The organism is Lutimonas halocynthiae, from assembly GCF_030409835.1.
Classification (GTDB): domain Bacteria; phylum Bacteroidota; class Bacteroidia; order Flavobacteriales; family Flavobacteriaceae; genus Lutimonas; species Lutimonas halocynthiae.
In genome coordinates this window covers 569,099-587,599 of sequence record NZ_JAUFQO010000016.1, presented here as the reverse complement: position 1 = coordinate 587,599, position 18,501 = coordinate 569,099, and the positions used below count along the sequence as shown (strand labels likewise).

The following is an 18,501-nucleotide window of genomic DNA, read 5'->3' as shown; positions in this document are numbered from 1 at the left end:
AATTAAGCAGAATTACGACTGGCATTGATATTTCCAAACAGTGATCGGGTTATGATCTTTTCATAGACAGCTAGCATTTCTTTATCGGCATTAGGGTCCTGATTGAGTTCCTGTACTTTTTTCAAGGCATACTGCTGAATGGTAAGTAAAGGCAATACAATAGATTCTCTTACTTCAATAGAAGCTTTACTGATTGGGTGATTTTGCATTAACTCAGCATGATTTCCTAATTTTAAAACAAGTCTTTTACTCGTTAAAAATTCAGTATATATCAATTTCCAGAAATCACCAAACTCAGGATCTTTCTCCATATATCTAGTCAATTCAAAAAATGACTTCTTCATAGACATCATACTGTTATCGATAAGACTTTTAAAGAATTTGGAGTTGTTGTAGAAGCTTACAACCTTGTCAAATTCTCCATTTTCTTCATATTTTAACAGGGCAGTTCCCACTCCAAAAAATCCGGGAACGTTTTGCTTTAATTGACTCCATGAGCCAACAAAAGGAATGGCTCTTAAGTCACTAAAATTTAGTTTTGCTGAACTATTTCTTTTAGATGGACGACTTCCAATGTTGGTTTTGGCATAATACTTTAGGGTGCTCATTCCTTCTAAATAAGGTAAAAACTTTTCATGGTTTTTAAATGCACTATAAGTATCATAACTTGTCTGTGCAAGTTCATCCATTATTTCTTTTTGTTCATCTGTAAGTGTGTTCTTGGCACTATCAAAAAACTCATTACTAACACCTGAACTAATTAATTGTTCGAGGTTATACTGAGCAGAATCTGTTGTTCCAAAATTGGAGCTAATGGTCTGACCTTGAATGGTTAATTGAACTTCTTCATTTTCTATGCTTGGCCCTAAAGAAGCGTAAAATTCATGTGTTTTTCCGCCACCTCTTGCTGGAGGACCTCCACGACCATCAAAAAATATGGCTTTGATATTGTATTTTCTTGAAATTTTTGTCAGCTCTTCTTTGGCCTTGAAAATTGACCAGTTAGCCATTAAATAACCACCATCTTTAGTACCGTCAGAAAATCCTAGCATTATAGTTTGCTTATTGTTCCTGCTTTCAACATGCTTTCGATACGTTTCGTTGGAATACAATTGTTCCATGACATCAGCTGATCGTTTAAGATCATCTACAGTTTCAAACAAAGGAACAATATCAACCGGTAGTTCATTGTGAAACGCCGTTAATTTTAACATGGCAAAAACTTCCATGACATTGAGCGCACTTTGATTATTACTGATGATATAGCGATTGGCGCCCTTTTCACCATTGTTGTGTTGAATTTTTTTAATGGCCTCAATTGAGCCTAAGGTTTTAACCACCAATTCATCATTGAATTGATCAGAAGTAATCTGACCATTCACAGTTGCTAATACTTCAAATTGTTCTTTTTCATTAAGTTCGCTGTAATTTTTTGGAAATATATCAGAACCTTCCTTGACAAGTGTATCTGAAATGTTTGTAAAAACCTGATGATGGATACGGCTATCTTGTCGGATATCAAGCGTTGCAAAATAGAACCCAAATATTCTAATTTTATGGATCAAATCCTTTAACTCAGTTAAATACAATGATTGATAATCATTGATGAGTAATTCTTTTATCTCAAACAGTTTGCTCAACAATTCATCTTGCGAATAAATGATCTTATCAGGTTCTATAAAGCTTCGATATAATTTATTCTCAACTTCCAGAACTATATCTGAGACTTTCTTAAAAGTCAATTTTCTTCTTAGTTTACGAATATCTCTGTAGTAGTTTCTTATAACAGATTGCCTTAATTTTTCTGCTACCTTTTCAGTGATTTCAGTTGTGACGAAAGGATTACCGTCTCTGTCTCCACCAGGCCAAAACCCGAGACTCACAAATTCATTAATAATTTCCTTGCCTTCGTAAATATTACTCTCAATATAATTATAAATAGAACCGGCAGCATGATAAAAAATATTCTCGAGATACCATATTAAATTGATGGCTTCGTCTAAAGGAGTTGGTTTCTCCGCTTTAAGAAAAGGTGTTACCCCAAGCTGAGCTAATAATTTTTTAATATTTACAAGGTCATTTCTTTCAATGGCATTGGTCAGATCAGTTATAATTCCTAAAACCGAACCAGGGTAGAATTGAGTGGGGTGGGCAGTAAGAACCAACCTCACTTTAAAGGCTTCTAAATAATTTTGTAAAGCTTCCTTCTTATTTTGTGAAAAAGCCTCTTCTTTAGCATTTCTCAGCGTTCCTTTACCATCCATATTATGAATGATCGGAAATGCTGCATCTTCAATCGCATCAAATAACACGACCTGTCTTTCAATATATTGAATGAACTTGAAAAGCATGTCTATTTTTTCACTTTCCTTGGCATTATCTTCGTACTTAGTGAAAAAATTATCGATGATTTCAACAGGTGTTAATCCTTTAGCAAAGCCTTTCTCACATTCACTTTTTAAAAGAGGCATCAATACGCCCGTATTCCTTATGTTATCAAATGGAAGGGTTATAAATATACTATTGTAAATTTGATATTTAGTCAGTATATTTTGATTGAACCGTTTTGATTTAGGTTGTATATTCATAATAATGCTCAAGATTTGATGCAAATTTAATAAGAATACAAGGATAATACTATTTTAAGATGAAATTTACGGACTTGTCAATTTCGAATTTGAATATTTGCCAAAAAGAGAATAATCCTTTAGAATAATAATGATTCCTTAGGTTCAGGAGCTTATAATAAAAAAGGCCACTTCTAAAGTGGCCTTTTGTTTTATTTAAATCATTTTATTTATTTCTAAAGACGAGCTCATCGTCAAAAGCATCGAGCAGGATATTGCTTTGAGGTATAATCTTACCCGCTAATATTTCTTTCGACAAACTGTTAAGCACTTCCTTTTGAATTACCCGCTTTATAGGTCTTGCTCCGAATTGTGGATTGAACCCTTTCTTAGACAAGCTAAAAATAGCATCTTCAGTTGCACTTAGGTTTATACTCTTTTCTTTTAGCATATCAGATAAAGCATCAATCTGTAAGCGAACTATCTGTGTCACTTCCTCTTGATTAAGCGGCGTGAACATGATAATTTCATCGATACGGTTCAAAAATTCTGGACGAATGGTTTTCTTAAGTAAACCAATAACATCAATTTTTGTTGTTTCAATCACCGCGTCTCTTGCTGCCATATCAATATTCTCAAAATTCTCTTGAATGATATGGGCTCCCATATTTGAGGTCATGATAATGATACTGTTCCTGAAATCTGCAACACGCCCCTTATTATCAGTCAACCTACCTTCATCTAATACCTGTAATAAAATATTGAAAGTATCTGGGTGTGCTTTTTCTATTTCATCGAGTAAAATTACCGAGTATGGCTTTCTTCTCACCGCCTCAGTGAGTTGTCCGCCTTCTTCATAACCAACATACCCTGGAGGTGCTCCAATTAGCCTGCTAACCGCATGTCTCTCTTGATATTCACTCATGTCAATTCTGGTCATGGCCGATTCATCGTCAAAAAGATAATCTGCCAGGGCCTTAGCCAATTCAGTTTTACCGACTCCGGTTGTTCCCAAGAATAAGAAAGATCCTATTGGTTTTTTTGCATCTTGTAAACCAGCTCTTGACCTTCTCACTGCATCCGCAACTGCCTCAATAGCTTCATTCTGGCCGATAACTCTATTGTGCAGCTCTTCTTCAAGAGCAAGTAATTTTTCTTTATCACTTTGCAACATTCTTTGTACTGGAATGCCTGTCCATTTCGCTACAACTTCGGCTATATCTTCGCTGGTAACTTCTTCTTTAATTAAAGAATTCTCTGAATTAGCTTCGACCTCTTTTTGATATACAAGAAGTTTCTCTTCTTCATCTTTTATTTTACCATATCTGATTTCAGCCACAAGACCATAATTACCATCTCGTTCTGCACGTTCAGCCTCAAGCTTAAATTTTTCAATTCGCTCTTTGGTTGACTGAACCTTGTCAACGATCTCTTTTTCACTGGTCCATTTCGCATTGATCTCATTTCGTTTCTCCTTAAAATTGGCAAGTTCTTCTTTTAAGAATTTTAATTTTTTGGTATCATTCTCCCTTTTTATAGCTTCGATTTCGATCTCTAACTGCATCACTTTTCGGTCTAGAACATCCAGTTCCTCAGGTTTCGAATTAATCTCCATTCTAAGCTTGGCAGCTGCTTCATCCATCAAGTCAATCGCCTTATCAGGTAAAAATCGATCTGATATATAACGTTGAGACAATTCTACAGCAGCAATGATCGCACTGTCTTTGATCTCTACTTTATGATGCGTTTCATATTTGTCTTTGATTCCTCTTAGGATGGATATGGCACTTTCAGTATCAGGTTCATTGACAATTACTTTTTGAAACCGTCTTTCAAGGGCCTTGTCCTTTTCAAAATGTTTTTGATATTCATCTAGGGTAGTGGCACCAATTGCTCTTAGTTCACCTCTGGCCAAGGCTGGCTTAAGAATGTTCGCTGCATCCATTGCGCCTTCGCCTCCTCCAGCTCCCACAAGGGTGTGGATTTCATCAATGAAAAGAACAATTTCTCCATCTGAAGAAATAACCTCTTTTATAACAGATTTTAACCTTTCTTCAAATTCCCCTTTGTATTTAGCACCAGCAATAAGGGCTCCCATATCAAGGGAGTAAATAACTTTATTTTGCAGGTTCTCAGGAACATCGCCTTTTACAATTCGATGCGCCAATCCTTCAGCAATTGCTGTTTTACCAGTTCCTGGTTCACCAATCAATATCGGATTGTTTTTGGTTCTTCTTGAAAGAATTTGTAGAATCCTTCTGATTTCTTCGTCTCGTCCAATTACCGGATCTAGTTTTCCATCATTGGCAAGTTGGTTTAAGTTTTTGGCAAATTTGCTTAATGAATTGTAGGTCTCTTCAGCACTTTGTGAAGTAACTCTATTTCCTTTTCTCAATTCGTCAATGGTACTCTTTAAGTCTTTTTCATTGACGCCATTGTCTTTAAGCAATTGGGTCGTATCACCTTTAGAGTCTAATATAGCCAGTAATAAATGCTCTAAGGACACATATTCATCCTTCATTTTTTTGGCAATATTACTCGAATCAATCAGCATTTTATTTGCTGTCTTGGATAACATTAATTCTCCTCCTTCAACAACAGGAAAACTTTGGATAATATTATCTAAGGTTCTATTAAACAGTTCAACATTCACTCCTAGTTTTTTTAGAATGAATGGTGTTACATTTTCATCAACTTCTAGTATTGCCTTTAATATATGGGCATTTTCAATTTGTTGATGCTTAAAGCCTTGTGCAATTTGTTGCGCCTTTTGCACTGCTTCTTGTGATTTTATAGTGAAATTATTAAAATTCATAATATTTGTTTTAAGTATAACATGCATTAGTCAAAATACGTTCCAAGATCATAGTTTGCTTATTCTGATGTCAATTTGACTGAAATTGAGGGTTTTAGATGACTTTTTGACTTGTTTTATGTCAAAAGGTTCATTTTTTAAACAAAGTAAGAAAAGGCAAAATCTGATTACAGTGTTCTTTCATAATCATGCACAAAAAAAAGCCTCTGATTTCTCAAAGGCTTTTTTTCTAATGTATGAAAGCGTTTTATAAAGCAAGTGTGCTTAAAACTTCTTTTAAATTTGGGTCTGAAGGTCTTGGTGCATTAGAATTAACAATATTACCTTCTTTGTCAATTAAGATAAACCTTGGAATACCTTTAATATTATAAGCTGTTACAAATTCAGAGTTCCAATCCTGGTCAGCCAATATTTGAATTCCTCCTAGATCTTCATCCTTGATCATTTTCAACCATTTGTCTTTGTGCTCCATTTTGTCAATAGAAAGACTAACGAATGCTATATTCTTTCCCTTATATGCTTCATCCATTTCCTTTAAAAACGGAATTTCTTTTTTGCAAGGCCCACACCATGTAGCCCATACATCAACATATACATATTTTCCTTTCAAATCATCTAATGATACGTTATTTCCATTTTGATCTGGGTAATTAAATTTTGGAGAAGGGTCACCTACGTTTAAACCAACATAGTTTGCATGTTCGTTTTCATAATTTGATTCAAAGAAATTGATTAGTTTATCAGTTGACTCCTTTTCTATTTTGATGACTTCTTCATCTAGACCCTCGGTACTATTTAACATATCATCTAATCTTGTTCTCAATGCAATTAACTTGCTGTCGAACTCATCTTTTTCTAAAGAGAAAAATGCCGCATAATCTGTTAATTTTTCATCCTTTATGAATTGAATTTTTTTAACCAGGTAGTTGTTGGTGATTGATCCTTGACCTTCATATACAACTGATTCCGGAAATTTCTCCATGTCAATCTCAACTTCCATGTCATACCCGTTTTTTAAATATAAAAAACCTTGTTTCTTCCCATCAGTAATACCATGAAAACCATCCACAACTTTTAAGGTATCTTTAAAAGACCCGTCTTCATTGACTTGAATAGTCTTTTTAAAATCTTTACCTAAAATCAGGATACTGTCTAAATCTGAATTATTTATGTTTCCTTGTAACGTTACATAAGTTTTATTTGATTCTTCACTACAGGCGAAAAGGCTGATCGCCACTAGTAGCATGATAACTTTCTTCATTTTATGTTTTTTTTAGCGTACAAATGTATGTTTTTCAGTTTAACTTTCTTTGGTTCAATTGTTAAACATATTTTAAATTATGGTCAATGAGTCGCAGAATAAACTCCTTCATTACGAGCTCCTATTTTTTAATTCAATTTTTGCCTGGCGGATAGGGAATTTGGAGGAATTATCGGGATACAATTTAGGCTATTGTTTAGCATTATATTCTAGCTTGAAACATAACTTATAAATAATTATTCAATTGATAAAAATATTGATTTGAGTTTAGTATTTTTGCGAACCTAAAACACATGGAGATGCCTACAATTAATGAATTAAAAGATTTTTCTACTCAAGTTAGAAGAGATATTGTTAGAATGGTGAGCGCAGTAAATTCAGGGCACCCTGGAGGATCATTGGGTTGTACAGAATTTATGACTGCTTTGTATCAAGAAGTGATGGACTATTCTTCAGAATTCAATATGGACGGCACGAATGAGGATCTCTTCTTTTTGTCAAATGGCCATATATCTCCGGTATTATACAGTGTGTTAGCAAGAAGTGGCTTTTTCCCAGTTTCAGAATTAGCAACTTTCAGAAAAATTAATACGCGTTTACAAGGTCATCCAACTACCCATGAAGGTTTACCTGGAATAAGAATGTCTGCCGGATCATTAGGGCAAGGACTATCTGTAGCTTTAGGTGCTGCAAATGCTAAGAAACTTGATGGCGACAAACATTTGGTTTACACATTACACGGCGATGGTGAGTTGCAGGAAGGTCAGGTGTGGGAAGCTGCTATGTATGCTGCTGGTAAGAAGGTTGATAATTTGATTGCTACCATTGATTACAATTTAAAACAAATTGACGGCGCCACAGATGATGTTATGCCACTTGGTAATCTTAGAGATAAGTTTGAAGCTTTTGGCTGGAAAGTACTTGAGGTTGTTAATGGTAATGATCTAGAGAGTATTATAGCAGGATTGAAAGAAGCTAAAAGGGAAACAGGAAAAGGAAAACCAGTTTGTATCCTTATGCATACTGAAATGGGTAATGGTGTAGACTTTATGATGGGTACGCATGCCTGGCATGGTAAAGCTCCCAATCCGGAACAATTAGAAAGCGCACTTGCTCAAAACCCTGAAACTTTAGGGGACTATTAAACTTCACTACTATAAAAAGTAGGGAGTTTGAGTTTAAATTTCACGGCTATTAATCTTACGGTAATCACCATAAGCGTGGTTAAAATATGGATCAGGTCTTGATCGATTTGAAATCTATCTAAGATCAGATAAGTAACAGCTCCAATTATACATGCGGTTGCGTATATTTCCTTTTGGAATATCAAGGGTATTTCATTACTAAGTGTATCTCTAATAACACCACCAAAGGTAGCGGTGATTGTTCCTAAGGCAACGCAGATAATAGGATGGAAGTCGTTTTGTATGCCTATTTCTGTTCCAATTATGGTGAAGATTCCTAATCCTATTGTGTCAAATAAAAACAATGACTTACTGAGGTAGCCTATTTTTTTTCTGAATATGATGGCCAGAATGACAGCGGTTAAAATCACATAACTGTAATTGAGATCTCTCATCCAGGTTATGCTATCGGCTCCGATTAAAATATCCCGTAAGGTTCCTCCACCTACTGCAGTAACAAATGCTATGATTAAGACACCAAAGGTGTCCATTCTTTTTTTAATGGCGAACAAGGCACCAGAGATGGCAAATGCCGCAGTTCCTAAGAGATCAAGAAAGTCAAAGATGCTCATGAAAAATACTTAAATGATTATTGGTTGGCGAAGGTCTTGTAATTTTTATACCTTTCAAAGATATCTTTGACATATTCATAAGGTTCATAACCACGAGCATAGCCATAGGTAACTACAGGGTCATTATAAAACTTCTCTTTGGAAAGGTTTAATACGTAATAATCAACGCCTTCGTCCCAGACCAAAGAATCTTTTCCGTATTTGATTGCCAGATTCTGTGCATCTTTAATATGACCATAACCACAATTATAAGAGGCCATTGCGAACTTTATTCTTTGGACAGAGTCAGGGATTTGGTCCCAGTAAGAATGCATTCTAGCCAGGTACTTACTTCCTGCTTTGATGTTCTGTTCCGGATCATGAATATTAGAGACTCCCATTTCTTTAGCTGTAGCAGGCATAAGCTGCATTAAGCCACTGGCACCTACCCATGATTTATTTCCAGGGTTGAACATAGACTCCTGGTAAATCAAGGATTTGACCAGGATCCAGTCCCAACCTAATTCAGCGGAATATTTTTTCACCATTTCATCATACTTGCTGAATTTACCTGTTGTACCGGTATAATATTCACTATCTAACCTTTTGTGAAACTGCCTTTTATTTTCAAAGTATTTTTCATAGATCATATTATAATCGGGCTTGCTCTTTATTGCGATTAAACCTTTATTGATGATAGCAAGTAAATCAGGAGAGGTTTTTCGCACAGCCCAGGCAATTCGTTGAGATAAACTCACAGGAGTGTCTGTGTCAATGTTTGGGAAATAGCTCTTATGTATCGATGCCTTGTGGTTGTCAATTATCGAATATTTTATCTCGCCTTCAGAAACCATTTTTATAATTTGTTCATCTGACGTTTCACCAGGAAGTACATCAATATAAATGCTATCTCCTAATTCGTTGGTCAGTTCTTTCAGTCTTAAATAATAAGAAGAATTCTGTCTTACTGAAACCGTATCATTAATCAGGTCAATGATGTCAGTAGCCATGGCATCCTTAATGTTGTCTCGCGTCATTTTTCTCCAGTTATCTGGTTTCTTTTGAATTAAAGACTGATGGGTAATCATATAAGGATCCGTAAAACTTACATCTTCTTTCCGATCTGATGTAATGGTATAACCCAAGGCGATAATATCTCCTTCGCCTCTGTTGAGCATAGAAATGACAGAATCTACATTCTTGGCAAGAACAATTTCAAGGCTTATATCAAGGTGGTCAGCAAGTCTTTTGAACATTTCATACTCAAACCCCATTGTTTCTCCTTTATACAGAAAATAGCCAGTAGGCGAGTAGGTGGTAATTACCCTGAGAACACCAGAATTTACGATGCTATCCAGGTCATAATTTATGGGATCCGGAATCTTGGCAACGGTTGAAATGATCTGTTTCTTTTTAGGCTCCGAAGAGCAGGCCCAGAAACAACTGCAAATTAATAAAAGGCAGCCCATTACAATAAAATTGGTTTTAAAATTTATTTTCATAACAATTTATTCATGTATTAACATTGCATACATTATCAATTGAAAGCTCGACATATCAATTTTTATTAGACCTATTTCAGTTCCAATTAATAGAATATATAAGAATATCAATAGATTGCAATGCAGTCAAATATAGGAAAATTAATAAAAAAGCCTAATTGGATAGATAAATTGTAATGGGAGAGATTATTTAATCAATGAAAATCTCTTTTTTCCTTGAATAAAATGTTGCCAGACGATGCTGAAACAATAAAAATAATTGGTTTGTTTAAAAGACAAAGCCCTTCTCTTTTTTAGCATTTTTCTGACATGCCAGTAAAAGCTCAAATGCGCTTTGATTATGGCCCAAGTGTGAATAGGTCTTAATTCGACGATGAATTTTAAGCCTGCTACTGCATCGAGAACCAATCTAAAAAAGATCACCAGAAAAACGTATCGTTTCGGTACATTTTTGGCAATAGTAAAAAGGCTGTTTCTGAAATTGAGATAGGTTTTCTGTGGATTAGACTCTTGCAATGTTGCACCACCAACATGATACACTTCAGATGCCCCCACGTATTTGATATGATGCCCTTCGTTTTGAACTCTCCAGCAAAGATCGATTTCCTCCTGATGCGCAAAGTATTCTTCATCGAAACCACCCAACTCATGGTAGATGTCTGACTTGATAAAAAAGCAGGCTCCTGAAGCCCAAAAAATATCTGCCACATCGTTGAACTGTCCTTGGTCTTTTTCTAATTCCATAAAAATCCGCCCTCTGCAAAAAGGGTAGCCCATGAAATCTACAAAACCTCCTGCGGCGCCAGCATATTCAAATTTTGATCTGTCTTTAAAGTCAAGTAATTTAGGTTGAATTACGGCGGTAGTATTATTTTGTTCAAATGCCGATTTGATTGGTTTAAGCCAATTTTGAGTTACTTCAATATCTGAGTTTACCAAAGCGTAAATGTCAGCTTCAATATGCTTTAAGGCATCATTATATCCTTTTGCATAACCTCCATTGATTTTATTCTGAATAATCTTAACCTGGGGATAATTATTTTGAAGAAATGAAATGCTTTGATCACTTGAATTATTATCCGCCACATAAACATCTGCATCCTCCAGACTGTAGTCAACAACTGAAGGGAGAAACTTTTCTAGCAAGTCTCTGCCATTCCAGTTTAAAATTACAATTGCTATTTTCAAGGTGGGTAGAAATAATTATTTTAAAGAATGCAAACATAGCTTTTTTCACTAATCAAAACTATAAAAGCCCTTAATTTTAAGAATAATTTGGAATTTCTTTTAAAAAGGTATATTTCTTTTCTTCGTGGTTCATTTGACAATAGAAATGATCCAGGCCATTGGTAACAATTAAATAAGTAGCATTGAGTTTCATATTGTATCTGGCTATTTGATCAAAAGTATCTTGATTGATTTTTATATGAGTCGCTTTGCATTCTACAATAATATTTGGCGAGCCGGTCTTGTCAAAAATAAGAATATCGGTTCTTTTTACCGTATTGTTTACGATGCATTGCTTTTCAATAGCCATTAAAGAAAGGGGATAATTCTTTTGTTCATGAAGATATGATACAATGTTTTGCCTTACCCATTCTTCATCAGTAAGAACGATGTCTTTTTTTCTAACTCGGTCAAAAATATAAAGCTTATTTTCTTTATTTTTGATCCGAAAGGAATACTTTGGCAAATTGAGAATCATCATGAGGTAAAAGTAAGGAACTTCTTATAATTTATGAATAGAATCAAACAGATCGTCGATGATATAAAATCGAAAAACACCAAGCCCATTTATTTTCTAATGGGCGAGGAGGCCTATTATATAGATAAGATATCTGATTATATTGAAAACAATATATTGGCGGAAGAAGAAAAGGGCTTTAATCAAATGGTGCTTTATGGTAGGGATGTTACAATCGAAGAAATTGTGGCAAACGCCAAACGTTTCCCTATGATGTCTGATAAACAAGTGGTTATCGTAAAAGAAGCACAAGATCTATCGAGGAATATTGAAAAATTAGCGGCTTATGCTGAAAACCCACAGCCGTCTACAGTCTTGGTTATTTGCTATAAGTATAAAACCATTGATAAGCGAAAGAAATTAGCAAAAACGGTGGCAGAAGTAGGCTGTCTGTTTGAGAGTAAAAAGCTTTATGAAAATCAGGTAAGTGAGTGGATCAATAGTAATTTGAGGGATAAAGGTTATCAGATAGAACCAAAAGCATCACATATGTTGGTGGAATTTCTCGGAACGAATCTTTCAAAAATTGATAACGAACTAGACAAATTGGCGCTTGTATTAGATAAAGGTTCTGTTATTTCAGCTATAAACATAGAAGAAAATATAGGCATAAGTAAAGATTACAATAATTTCGAATTGAGAAAGGCAATAGGAGATAAGGAGCTGGTTAAAGCGAATCAAATAGCGCAGTATTTTTCTCAAAATCCAAAGAGTAATCCATTGATAATGACTATTTCATTATTGAATAGTTTTTTTACCCAGCTGTTGTTATATCACGGTTTAAAAGATAAAGGCAAGATCAATGTTGGAAAAATGTTGAGGATTAACCCGTATTTTATTGCTGAGTACCAGAGAGCGGCGCGAAATTACCCAATGAGGAAGGTAGCTCAGGTAATTGCCAGCCTAAGAGAGGCTGATTTGAAAAGTAAGGGTGTTGGTGCCTCAAACTTAGCTCAGGGAGATATTCTTAAAGAGTTATTGTTTAAAATTATGCATTAGAAAAGATGCCTTTCTAGTATTTTTTATTAAACAATATAATTTCTGGATCCAAAAATCGCAGACCCTACGCGAATCATATTGCTCCCATTTTTAATAGCGATCTTATAGTCACCACTCATGCCCATAGAAAGAATTTTTAGCTCAATATTTGATGCATTGATGCTGTCAAAAAGGGCCTTTAATCCTTGAAATTCAGCGGAAACTTCTTCTTCGTTTGAGCTGAAACTTGCCATTCCCATTAAGCCCACAATTTTGATGTTTTCCAGCTCAGCAAGTTCTTTAGATTGAAGTATACTTTCTATTTCCCTAAACTCAAGACCGAATTTAGTCTCTTCCTTAGCAATTCTGGCTTGCAACAAGCAGTTGATAATGCGGTCATGTTTCTTTGCCTGCTTGTTAATCTCATTTAGCGTTTTAAAGCTATCAACACCATGAATTAAATCGACAAAATGTGCCATGTATTTTACCTTGTTACGCTGAAGATGACCTATCATATGCCATTTTATATCCTTTGGTAAGGCTTCATACTTATTCACCATTTCCTGAATCTTATTTTCACCAAAATTTCGTTGCCCTGCTTCATAGGCTTCCATGATATCCGAAATAGGTTTGGTCTTCGATACAGCAACCAACGTTACGCCTTGGTCTATTTTTGATTTAAAATTCTCTAAGTTCTCTTTAACAAGCATTTAATATGATTTAATTCAATTATTACTTCAATTCATAGATGGTTAGCCCACTTCTTAATTTGGGCTCGACATAGCTGCTTTTGGGAGGCATTGTAAGGTTGTTGTCGGCAACAGTTTTAAGCTGTTTAACAGAAATAGGAAACAGACCAAATCCGACCTCATAATCTCCTGAATCAACTAGTTGCTGCAGTTGCATTTCATTGCCGGTTTCAGGGAGGTAATCTATATTTTTGTCTGTTGAAGGATCCTTGATGCCAAGAATAGGTTCAAGAATTTTTTTGAACAGAATTTGAGAATCCAAATCGTCTAGTTCATTACTGGGATTGAATGATGACTTTCTGAGGTATAGTTTGTAATATTCACCATCAAGATACATACAGAAATGATGCTTTTTTGAGGGTTGATAGTATTGTTTCCCCAGATTTTGAATTCTGAAATTTTCATCAAGAGCCATCAAAAATTCCCGTTTATGAAGGCCATTCAGATTATTGATAAATCGATAAAAAGAAGTGATTCTCAAACTTGACTCAGGAATAAAATAGGCCATAAAATGTTTACACAAGTCTTTTGCTTTTTCATCACCACTTTGCTTCATTTTTTCATACAAATAATTGGAAGAAGCGGTTCTGTGATGTCCATCGGCTATATAGAGCGAAGGCATATTGGCAAAAGAATCTGAAATTTGAGCTACTTCATCTTCATTATCGATCAACCACATAAGATGTGTTCTGTTCTTGTTTGTGGTAAATTCATATTCAGCTCTGAGCGTTCTGTATTTTAATATAAGTGAAGAAAGAAAATCATTGTCTGGATAAGTTATCAATACAGGTTCGGCGTTGAATCCTGTAACCTCAAGGTAATTCCCAAATAGTGCCTCTCTCTCGCTCAAAGTCTTTTCGTGCTTTTTTATCACATCATTTTGATAATCCTCTAGAGAGGCTAAACCGATAATTCCCCAAAAGACATCTCCATTAAAAGACTTTTGGTGCAAGTAATAGCTGGGTTTTTTATCATTCTTAAAAATGCCATTTTCTTTAAATTCACCATACCTGTTATGAACCATCTTGAAACGTTTGGCCCCATGAACAGTTTTATGAAATTTAAAGCCTGGACGCAGAATGTGTAAAAAAGAAAAAGGATTCAATCTGAGAATGTCGTTTAATTCCTTTTTTTTATAGATATCATAAGAGCGTGTAGTTACTAAGGCAACCTTATCTCTTGTAGATCTTACAGCTCGGAATGGATTTACTTTGGCCATGGTTAATAATTAGATCAAGTAATTACAGTATTCAGTATGATATTGTTGATTAAAACAAAAATAGAGATTTATTATGGATATAATAAATCTCTATTTTAATATAATTTCAAGAACTAACCTAGGCTAGGATCTCAATAATTTGAGTGGCTAATTCTTCACCAATTCTATTCTGAGCTTCTTGTGTAGCAGCTCCAATATGTGGTGTAAGTGAAATGTTTTTGTTCATCAATAATTGAATTTCAGGACTTGGTTCGTTTTCAAATACGTCTAAGGCTGCATTTGAAATTTTTCCTTCCTCAATGGCTGCAATAAGTGCAATTTCATCGATTACTCCACCACGTGCCGCGTTGACAATCCCAGCACCTTGTTTCATGATGGCAAATTCCTTGGCGCCAATCACATACTCTTTTTGTGCCGGTACATGCAATGAAATAAAATCTGCCTGCGCAAGCACATCCTCTTTTGAAGTTGTGTCAATAGTGAAATTCACGTGCTGCCCATCAAAAAAGTCCAGTTGTAAATTAGCTGAATCAATAAAAGGATCAAAAGCAACAACTTTCATCCCCACACCTAATCCAATTTTGGCTGTGGCCTGACCAATCCTGCCAAAACCAAGAATTCCTAATGTTTTCCCTTTTAACTCAATACCTTTGGCATAAGCCTTTTTAAGTTCCTTAAATTTAGAATCTCCTTCAAGTGGCATATTTTGATTAGAATCATGTAAAAATCTTACCATCCCAAATAAATGAGCAAAAACCAATTCTGCAACTGAATGTGAAGAGGCAGCCGGAGTGTTAATTACTTTAAGACCTTTGTTCCTTGCATAATTCACATCGATATTGTCCATACCAACACCACCACGACCAATGATCTTAAGTGAAGGGCATGCATCTATAAGCGCTTCCCTTACCGTAGTTGCACTTCTTACTAAGAGAACAGCAACTTCATTTTTATTAATAAATTCTGCAAGCTGTTCTTGCGCAACAGTTTTTAAAATAACCTCAAAACCTGCATTTTCTAACGCCACAACTCCTGAAGTTGCAATACCATCATTCGCTAATACCTTCATTTTATTATATTTAAATTTTTATACTATTTTTAAAGTGCTTTCATTACATCTACCAAAACCTGGATGCTTTCTTTAGGCATGGCATTGTAAATACTGGCTCTGTAACCACCAACTGATCTATGTCCGTTGATACCACTGATACCTGCTTCTTTCCACATACTGTCAAATTTTTCTTTTTTGCTTTCATCGGTTAAGACAAATGTGACATTCATATTTGAGCGATCTTCCTTATTCGCCACTCCTTTAAATAAAGGGTTACTGTCAATCTCGTCATAAAGAATCCCTGCTTTCTCATCGTTTATTTTCTCAATACCTTCTACGCCTCCCAAGCCCTTAAGCCATTCAAGAGTCAACATAGATACATATACAGGAAATACAGGTGGTGTATTGAACATACTCTCTTTTGAGATATGAATTTGATAATCTAACATAGAAGGAATCTTTCTTCCGGTTTTTCCTAAAATGTCATCTTTCACAACTACCAAAGTTGTTCCCGCAGGTCCCATATTCTTTTGAGCGCCGGCATAAATAAGGTCGAATTGACTAAAATCCAATTTGCGTGAAAAAATATCTGAACTCATATCACAAACCAATAGTTTATCAGTTTTAGGAAAGGATTTCATTTGTGTTCCAAAGATCGTATTGTTACTTGTGCAATGAACATAAGTAGCATCCGATGGGATGGTATAGTCTTTTGGAATATAATTAAAGTTGGTATCTTTAGATGAAGCAATCACTTCTACTTCTCCTAAAAGGCCAGCTTCCTTAATCGCTTTTGAACTCCAGGTACCCGTGTTGATAAATGCAGCCTTGCCGCCTTCTGGCAAAATATTATAAGGAACCATCAAAAACTCCAGGCTTGCACCGCCTTGTAAAAATAAGGCTGAATATCCTTTGTCTTTAAGATCTAAAAGTTCGAGTACAAGATCTTTTGCATGTTCCATAACTTCAACAAAATCAGCACTCCTGTGCGAGATTTCAATTAAAGAAAGGTTCAGATTGTTAAAATTAAGAACTGCTTCTGATGCCTTTTGCAAAACTTCCTGAGGAAGAATACATGGACCTGCACTAAAATTATGTTTTTTCATCAAATTTGGGTTTAAATGATTCGCTTACATTTTATAATGCAAAATTGATAAAATTCTTTGAAATACAGGCTATGAATTTCTTAAAAATTCAAGGAGTTTATTGAGCATAATTGAATCGCTCATTAGCAAAAATGTAAGTCAGCCAAATCAAATGAGTTTTTAATTGTAAAAATAAAATACATCAAGTGATTGCTACGTTTTATTTTGGTACAAAAGTCATGCAAGGAATAATCATTTCTTCAAGCGAAATACCGCCATGTTGATACGTGTTTTTATAATACTTCACAAAATGGTTGTAGTTGTTAGGATAGGCAAAGAAATAATCCTCTTTTGCAAAAATGAACGAACTACTGATATTTAAAGATGGAAGAAAAATTTCTTTTGGATCTTTTACTTCATAGACTTCCTTTTCATTATAACTCAAACTTTTACCAGTTTTATAACGAAGGTTCGAACTTATATTTTTATCTCCAACTACCTTAGAAGGTTTCGAAGTATTAATGGTTCCATGGTCTGTAGTAATAATTAATTTAAGGCCCATTTTTTGAGCATTCTGGATGATTTCCAAAAGGGGTGAGTTCTTAAACCAACTTAAAGTCAATGAACGATACGCTTTATCATCATTTGCCAATTCTTTGATCATATCCATTTCTGTTCTGGAATGTGATAGCATATCGACAAAATTATAGACAATCACCGTTAGATCATTCTTTTTCGTTTTAGCGAAATTGGCAGCTAATTCTCGACCTTGGTGAACCGCTGTAATCTTATAGTATTCATGAACCAGGTTTAGGTTCATTCTTTTTAGTTGTGCGGTGAAAAATTCATTTTCATACATGTTTTTCCCACCCTCATCAGTATCATTCTTCCAATATTGAGGGTATTTTTTCTCCATGTCCAAAGGTGTTAACCCTGAGAAAATGGCGTTTCTTGCATACTGTGTTGCGGTAGGCAATATGCTAAAGAATGATTTTTCATCGATAGACTTATAGTATTCACTAATGATGGGTTCTAAAACCCTCAATTGATCATATCTTAGATTATCGATCACGATTAGTAGCGTACCAGGATCTTTTTCGATCTGAGGCGCAATGACTTCTTTGAATAGTGTATGAGATAAAACAGGGCGGTCATCACCGTGAAACCAATCGCTGTAATTGTTTTTAATAAATTTATAAAACTGTGAGTTCGCTTCTTCTTTTTGGCTTTCGAGAATTTCAATCATTCCAATATCAGCGATAGACTCTAGTTGAATCTCCCAATGCACCAGTTTCTTATACAATTCGATCCAGTCTTCATAGGTATTCACCATTGCCAGATCTAAGGCGATTTTTCTAAATTCTTGTTGGTAATTAGAAGTTGTTTTTTCAGAAACCAATCTTGAATTGTCAAGATTCTTTTTCAAACTCAATAGAATTTGATTTGGATTGACAGGTTTGATCAAATAATCAGCGATTTTAGAACCAATAGCTTCTTCCATTATATATTCTTCCTCACTTTTAGTGATCATGATCACTGGTAAGTTCGGGAGCTTTTCTTTTATCTGAGACAAGGTCTCCAGCCCAGATAAACCAGGCATATTTTCATCTAGCAAAACAATGTCAAATTGCTCCTCACTTACGCTTTCTACAGCATCAGCTCCATTGGTACATGGGATAACTTCATAATTCTTTTTCTCTAAAAATAACATATGGGGTTTTAGAAGTTGGATCTCATCATCAACCCAAAGTATTTTTCCTGAACTCATTCTAATTCTATTATCTATGATTAATTA

14 protein-coding genes are annotated in these 18,501 nt (G+C 35.0%); 2 read left to right on the top strand and 12 right to left on the bottom strand.

Annotated elements, in window-relative coordinates; all coding sequences use genetic code 11:
* Positions 1-2: 2 nt before the first annotated feature.
* The 3 genes from QWY87_RS15625 to QWY87_RS15615 form a co-directional block, all read right to left on the bottom strand.
* Positions 3-2,588: a phosphoenolpyruvate carboxylase gene (locus tag QWY87_RS15625; RefSeq protein WP_290292960.1), complete on the bottom strand. Its 2,586-nt coding sequence runs from the start codon at positions 2,586-2,588 to the stop codon at positions 3-5.
* Between the two features lie 205 nt (positions 2,589-2,793).
* Entirely contained in the window at positions 2,794-5,382 is a 2,589-nt protein-coding gene (gene clpB / locus QWY87_RS15620) for an ATP-dependent chaperone ClpB (RefSeq protein WP_290292958.1), read from the bottom strand.
* A gap of 247 nt (positions 5,383-5,629) precedes the next feature.
* The gene (locus QWY87_RS15615; protein ID WP_290292956.1) at positions 5,630-6,643 is read right to left on the bottom strand and encodes a TlpA family protein disulfide reductase; all 1,014 of its coding nucleotides are present in this window, start codon (positions 6,641-6,643) and stop codon (positions 5,630-5,632) included.
* A gap of 299 nt (positions 6,644-6,942) precedes the next feature.
* Here QWY87_RS15615 and QWY87_RS15610 point away from each other — a divergent pair, with 299 nt between their 5' ends.
* Complete coding sequence (locus tag QWY87_RS15610) at positions 6,943-7,788, top strand: transketolase (protein ID WP_290292954.1); 846 nt, start codon at positions 6,943-6,945, stop codon at positions 7,786-7,788.
* On the opposite strand, the gene QWY87_RS15605 is transcribed toward QWY87_RS15610, so the two are convergent.
* The 4 genes from QWY87_RS15605 to QWY87_RS15590 form a co-directional block, all read right to left on the bottom strand.
* Entirely contained in the window at positions 7,785-8,399 is a 615-nt protein-coding gene (locus tag QWY87_RS15605; protein ID WP_290292952.1) for a trimeric intracellular cation channel family protein, read from the bottom strand. The two genes, QWY87_RS15610 and QWY87_RS15605, sit on opposite strands and share 4 nt — an antisense overlap.
* A gap of 17 nt (positions 8,400-8,416) precedes the next feature.
* Entirely contained in the window at positions 8,417-9,880 is a 1,464-nt protein-coding gene (locus tag QWY87_RS15600; protein WP_290292950.1) for an MltF family protein, read from the bottom strand.
* A gap of 186 nt (positions 9,881-10,066) precedes the next feature.
* On the bottom strand, positions 10,067-11,068 hold the full coding sequence (locus QWY87_RS15595) for a glycosyltransferase family 2 protein (protein ID WP_290292949.1): 1,002 nt from the start codon (positions 11,066-11,068) through the stop codon (positions 10,067-10,069).
* A 76-nt stretch (positions 11,069-11,144) separates the two neighbouring features.
* The gene (locus QWY87_RS15590) at positions 11,145-11,588 is read right to left on the bottom strand and encodes a type I restriction enzyme HsdR N-terminal domain-containing protein (protein WP_290292947.1); all 444 of its coding nucleotides are present in this window, start codon (positions 11,586-11,588) and stop codon (positions 11,145-11,147) included.
* Positions 11,589-11,618: 30 nt separating this feature from the next.
* Here QWY87_RS15590 and holA point away from each other — a divergent pair, with 30 nt between their 5' ends.
* Positions 11,619-12,623 carry a DNA polymerase III subunit delta gene (gene holA, locus QWY87_RS15585; protein WP_290292946.1) on the top strand — a complete coding sequence of 335 codons (1,005 nt, stop codon included), beginning with the start codon at positions 11,619-11,621 and terminating at the stop codon, positions 12,621-12,623.
* A gap of 26 nt (positions 12,624-12,649) precedes the next feature.
* Here the strand turns inward: holA and QWY87_RS15580 are convergent, their stop codons facing one another.
* The 5 genes from QWY87_RS15580 to porX form a co-directional block, all read right to left on the bottom strand.
* Complete coding sequence (locus QWY87_RS15580) at positions 12,650-13,312, bottom strand: YggS family pyridoxal phosphate-dependent enzyme (RefSeq protein WP_290292944.1); 663 nt, start codon at positions 13,310-13,312, stop codon at positions 12,650-12,652.
* Positions 13,313-13,334: 22 nt separating this feature from the next.
* A complete protein-coding gene (locus tag QWY87_RS15575) occupies positions 13,335-14,570 on the bottom strand; it encodes a DUF1015 domain-containing protein (protein ID WP_290292942.1) in 1,236 nt (411 codons plus the stop codon).
* Between the two features lie 118 nt (positions 14,571-14,688).
* Positions 14,689-15,639 (bottom strand): D-2-hydroxyacid dehydrogenase, encoded by a 951-nt coding sequence (locus QWY87_RS15570; RefSeq protein ID WP_290292940.1) that lies wholly within the window; start codon positions 15,637-15,639, stop codon positions 14,689-14,691.
* 29 nt (positions 15,640-15,668) lie between these two features.
* Entirely contained in the window at positions 15,669-16,727 is a 1,059-nt protein-coding gene (serC, locus tag QWY87_RS15565) for a 3-phosphoserine/phosphohydroxythreonine transaminase (protein WP_290292937.1), read from the bottom strand.
* A 199-nt stretch (positions 16,728-16,926) separates the two neighbouring features.
* Positions 16,927-18,474, bottom strand: a complete 1,548-nt coding sequence (gene porX / locus QWY87_RS15560; RefSeq protein WP_290292935.1) for a T9SS response regulator signal transducer PorX — start codon at positions 18,472-18,474, stop codon at positions 16,927-16,929.
* Between the last annotated feature and the right edge of the window lie 27 nt (positions 18,475-18,501).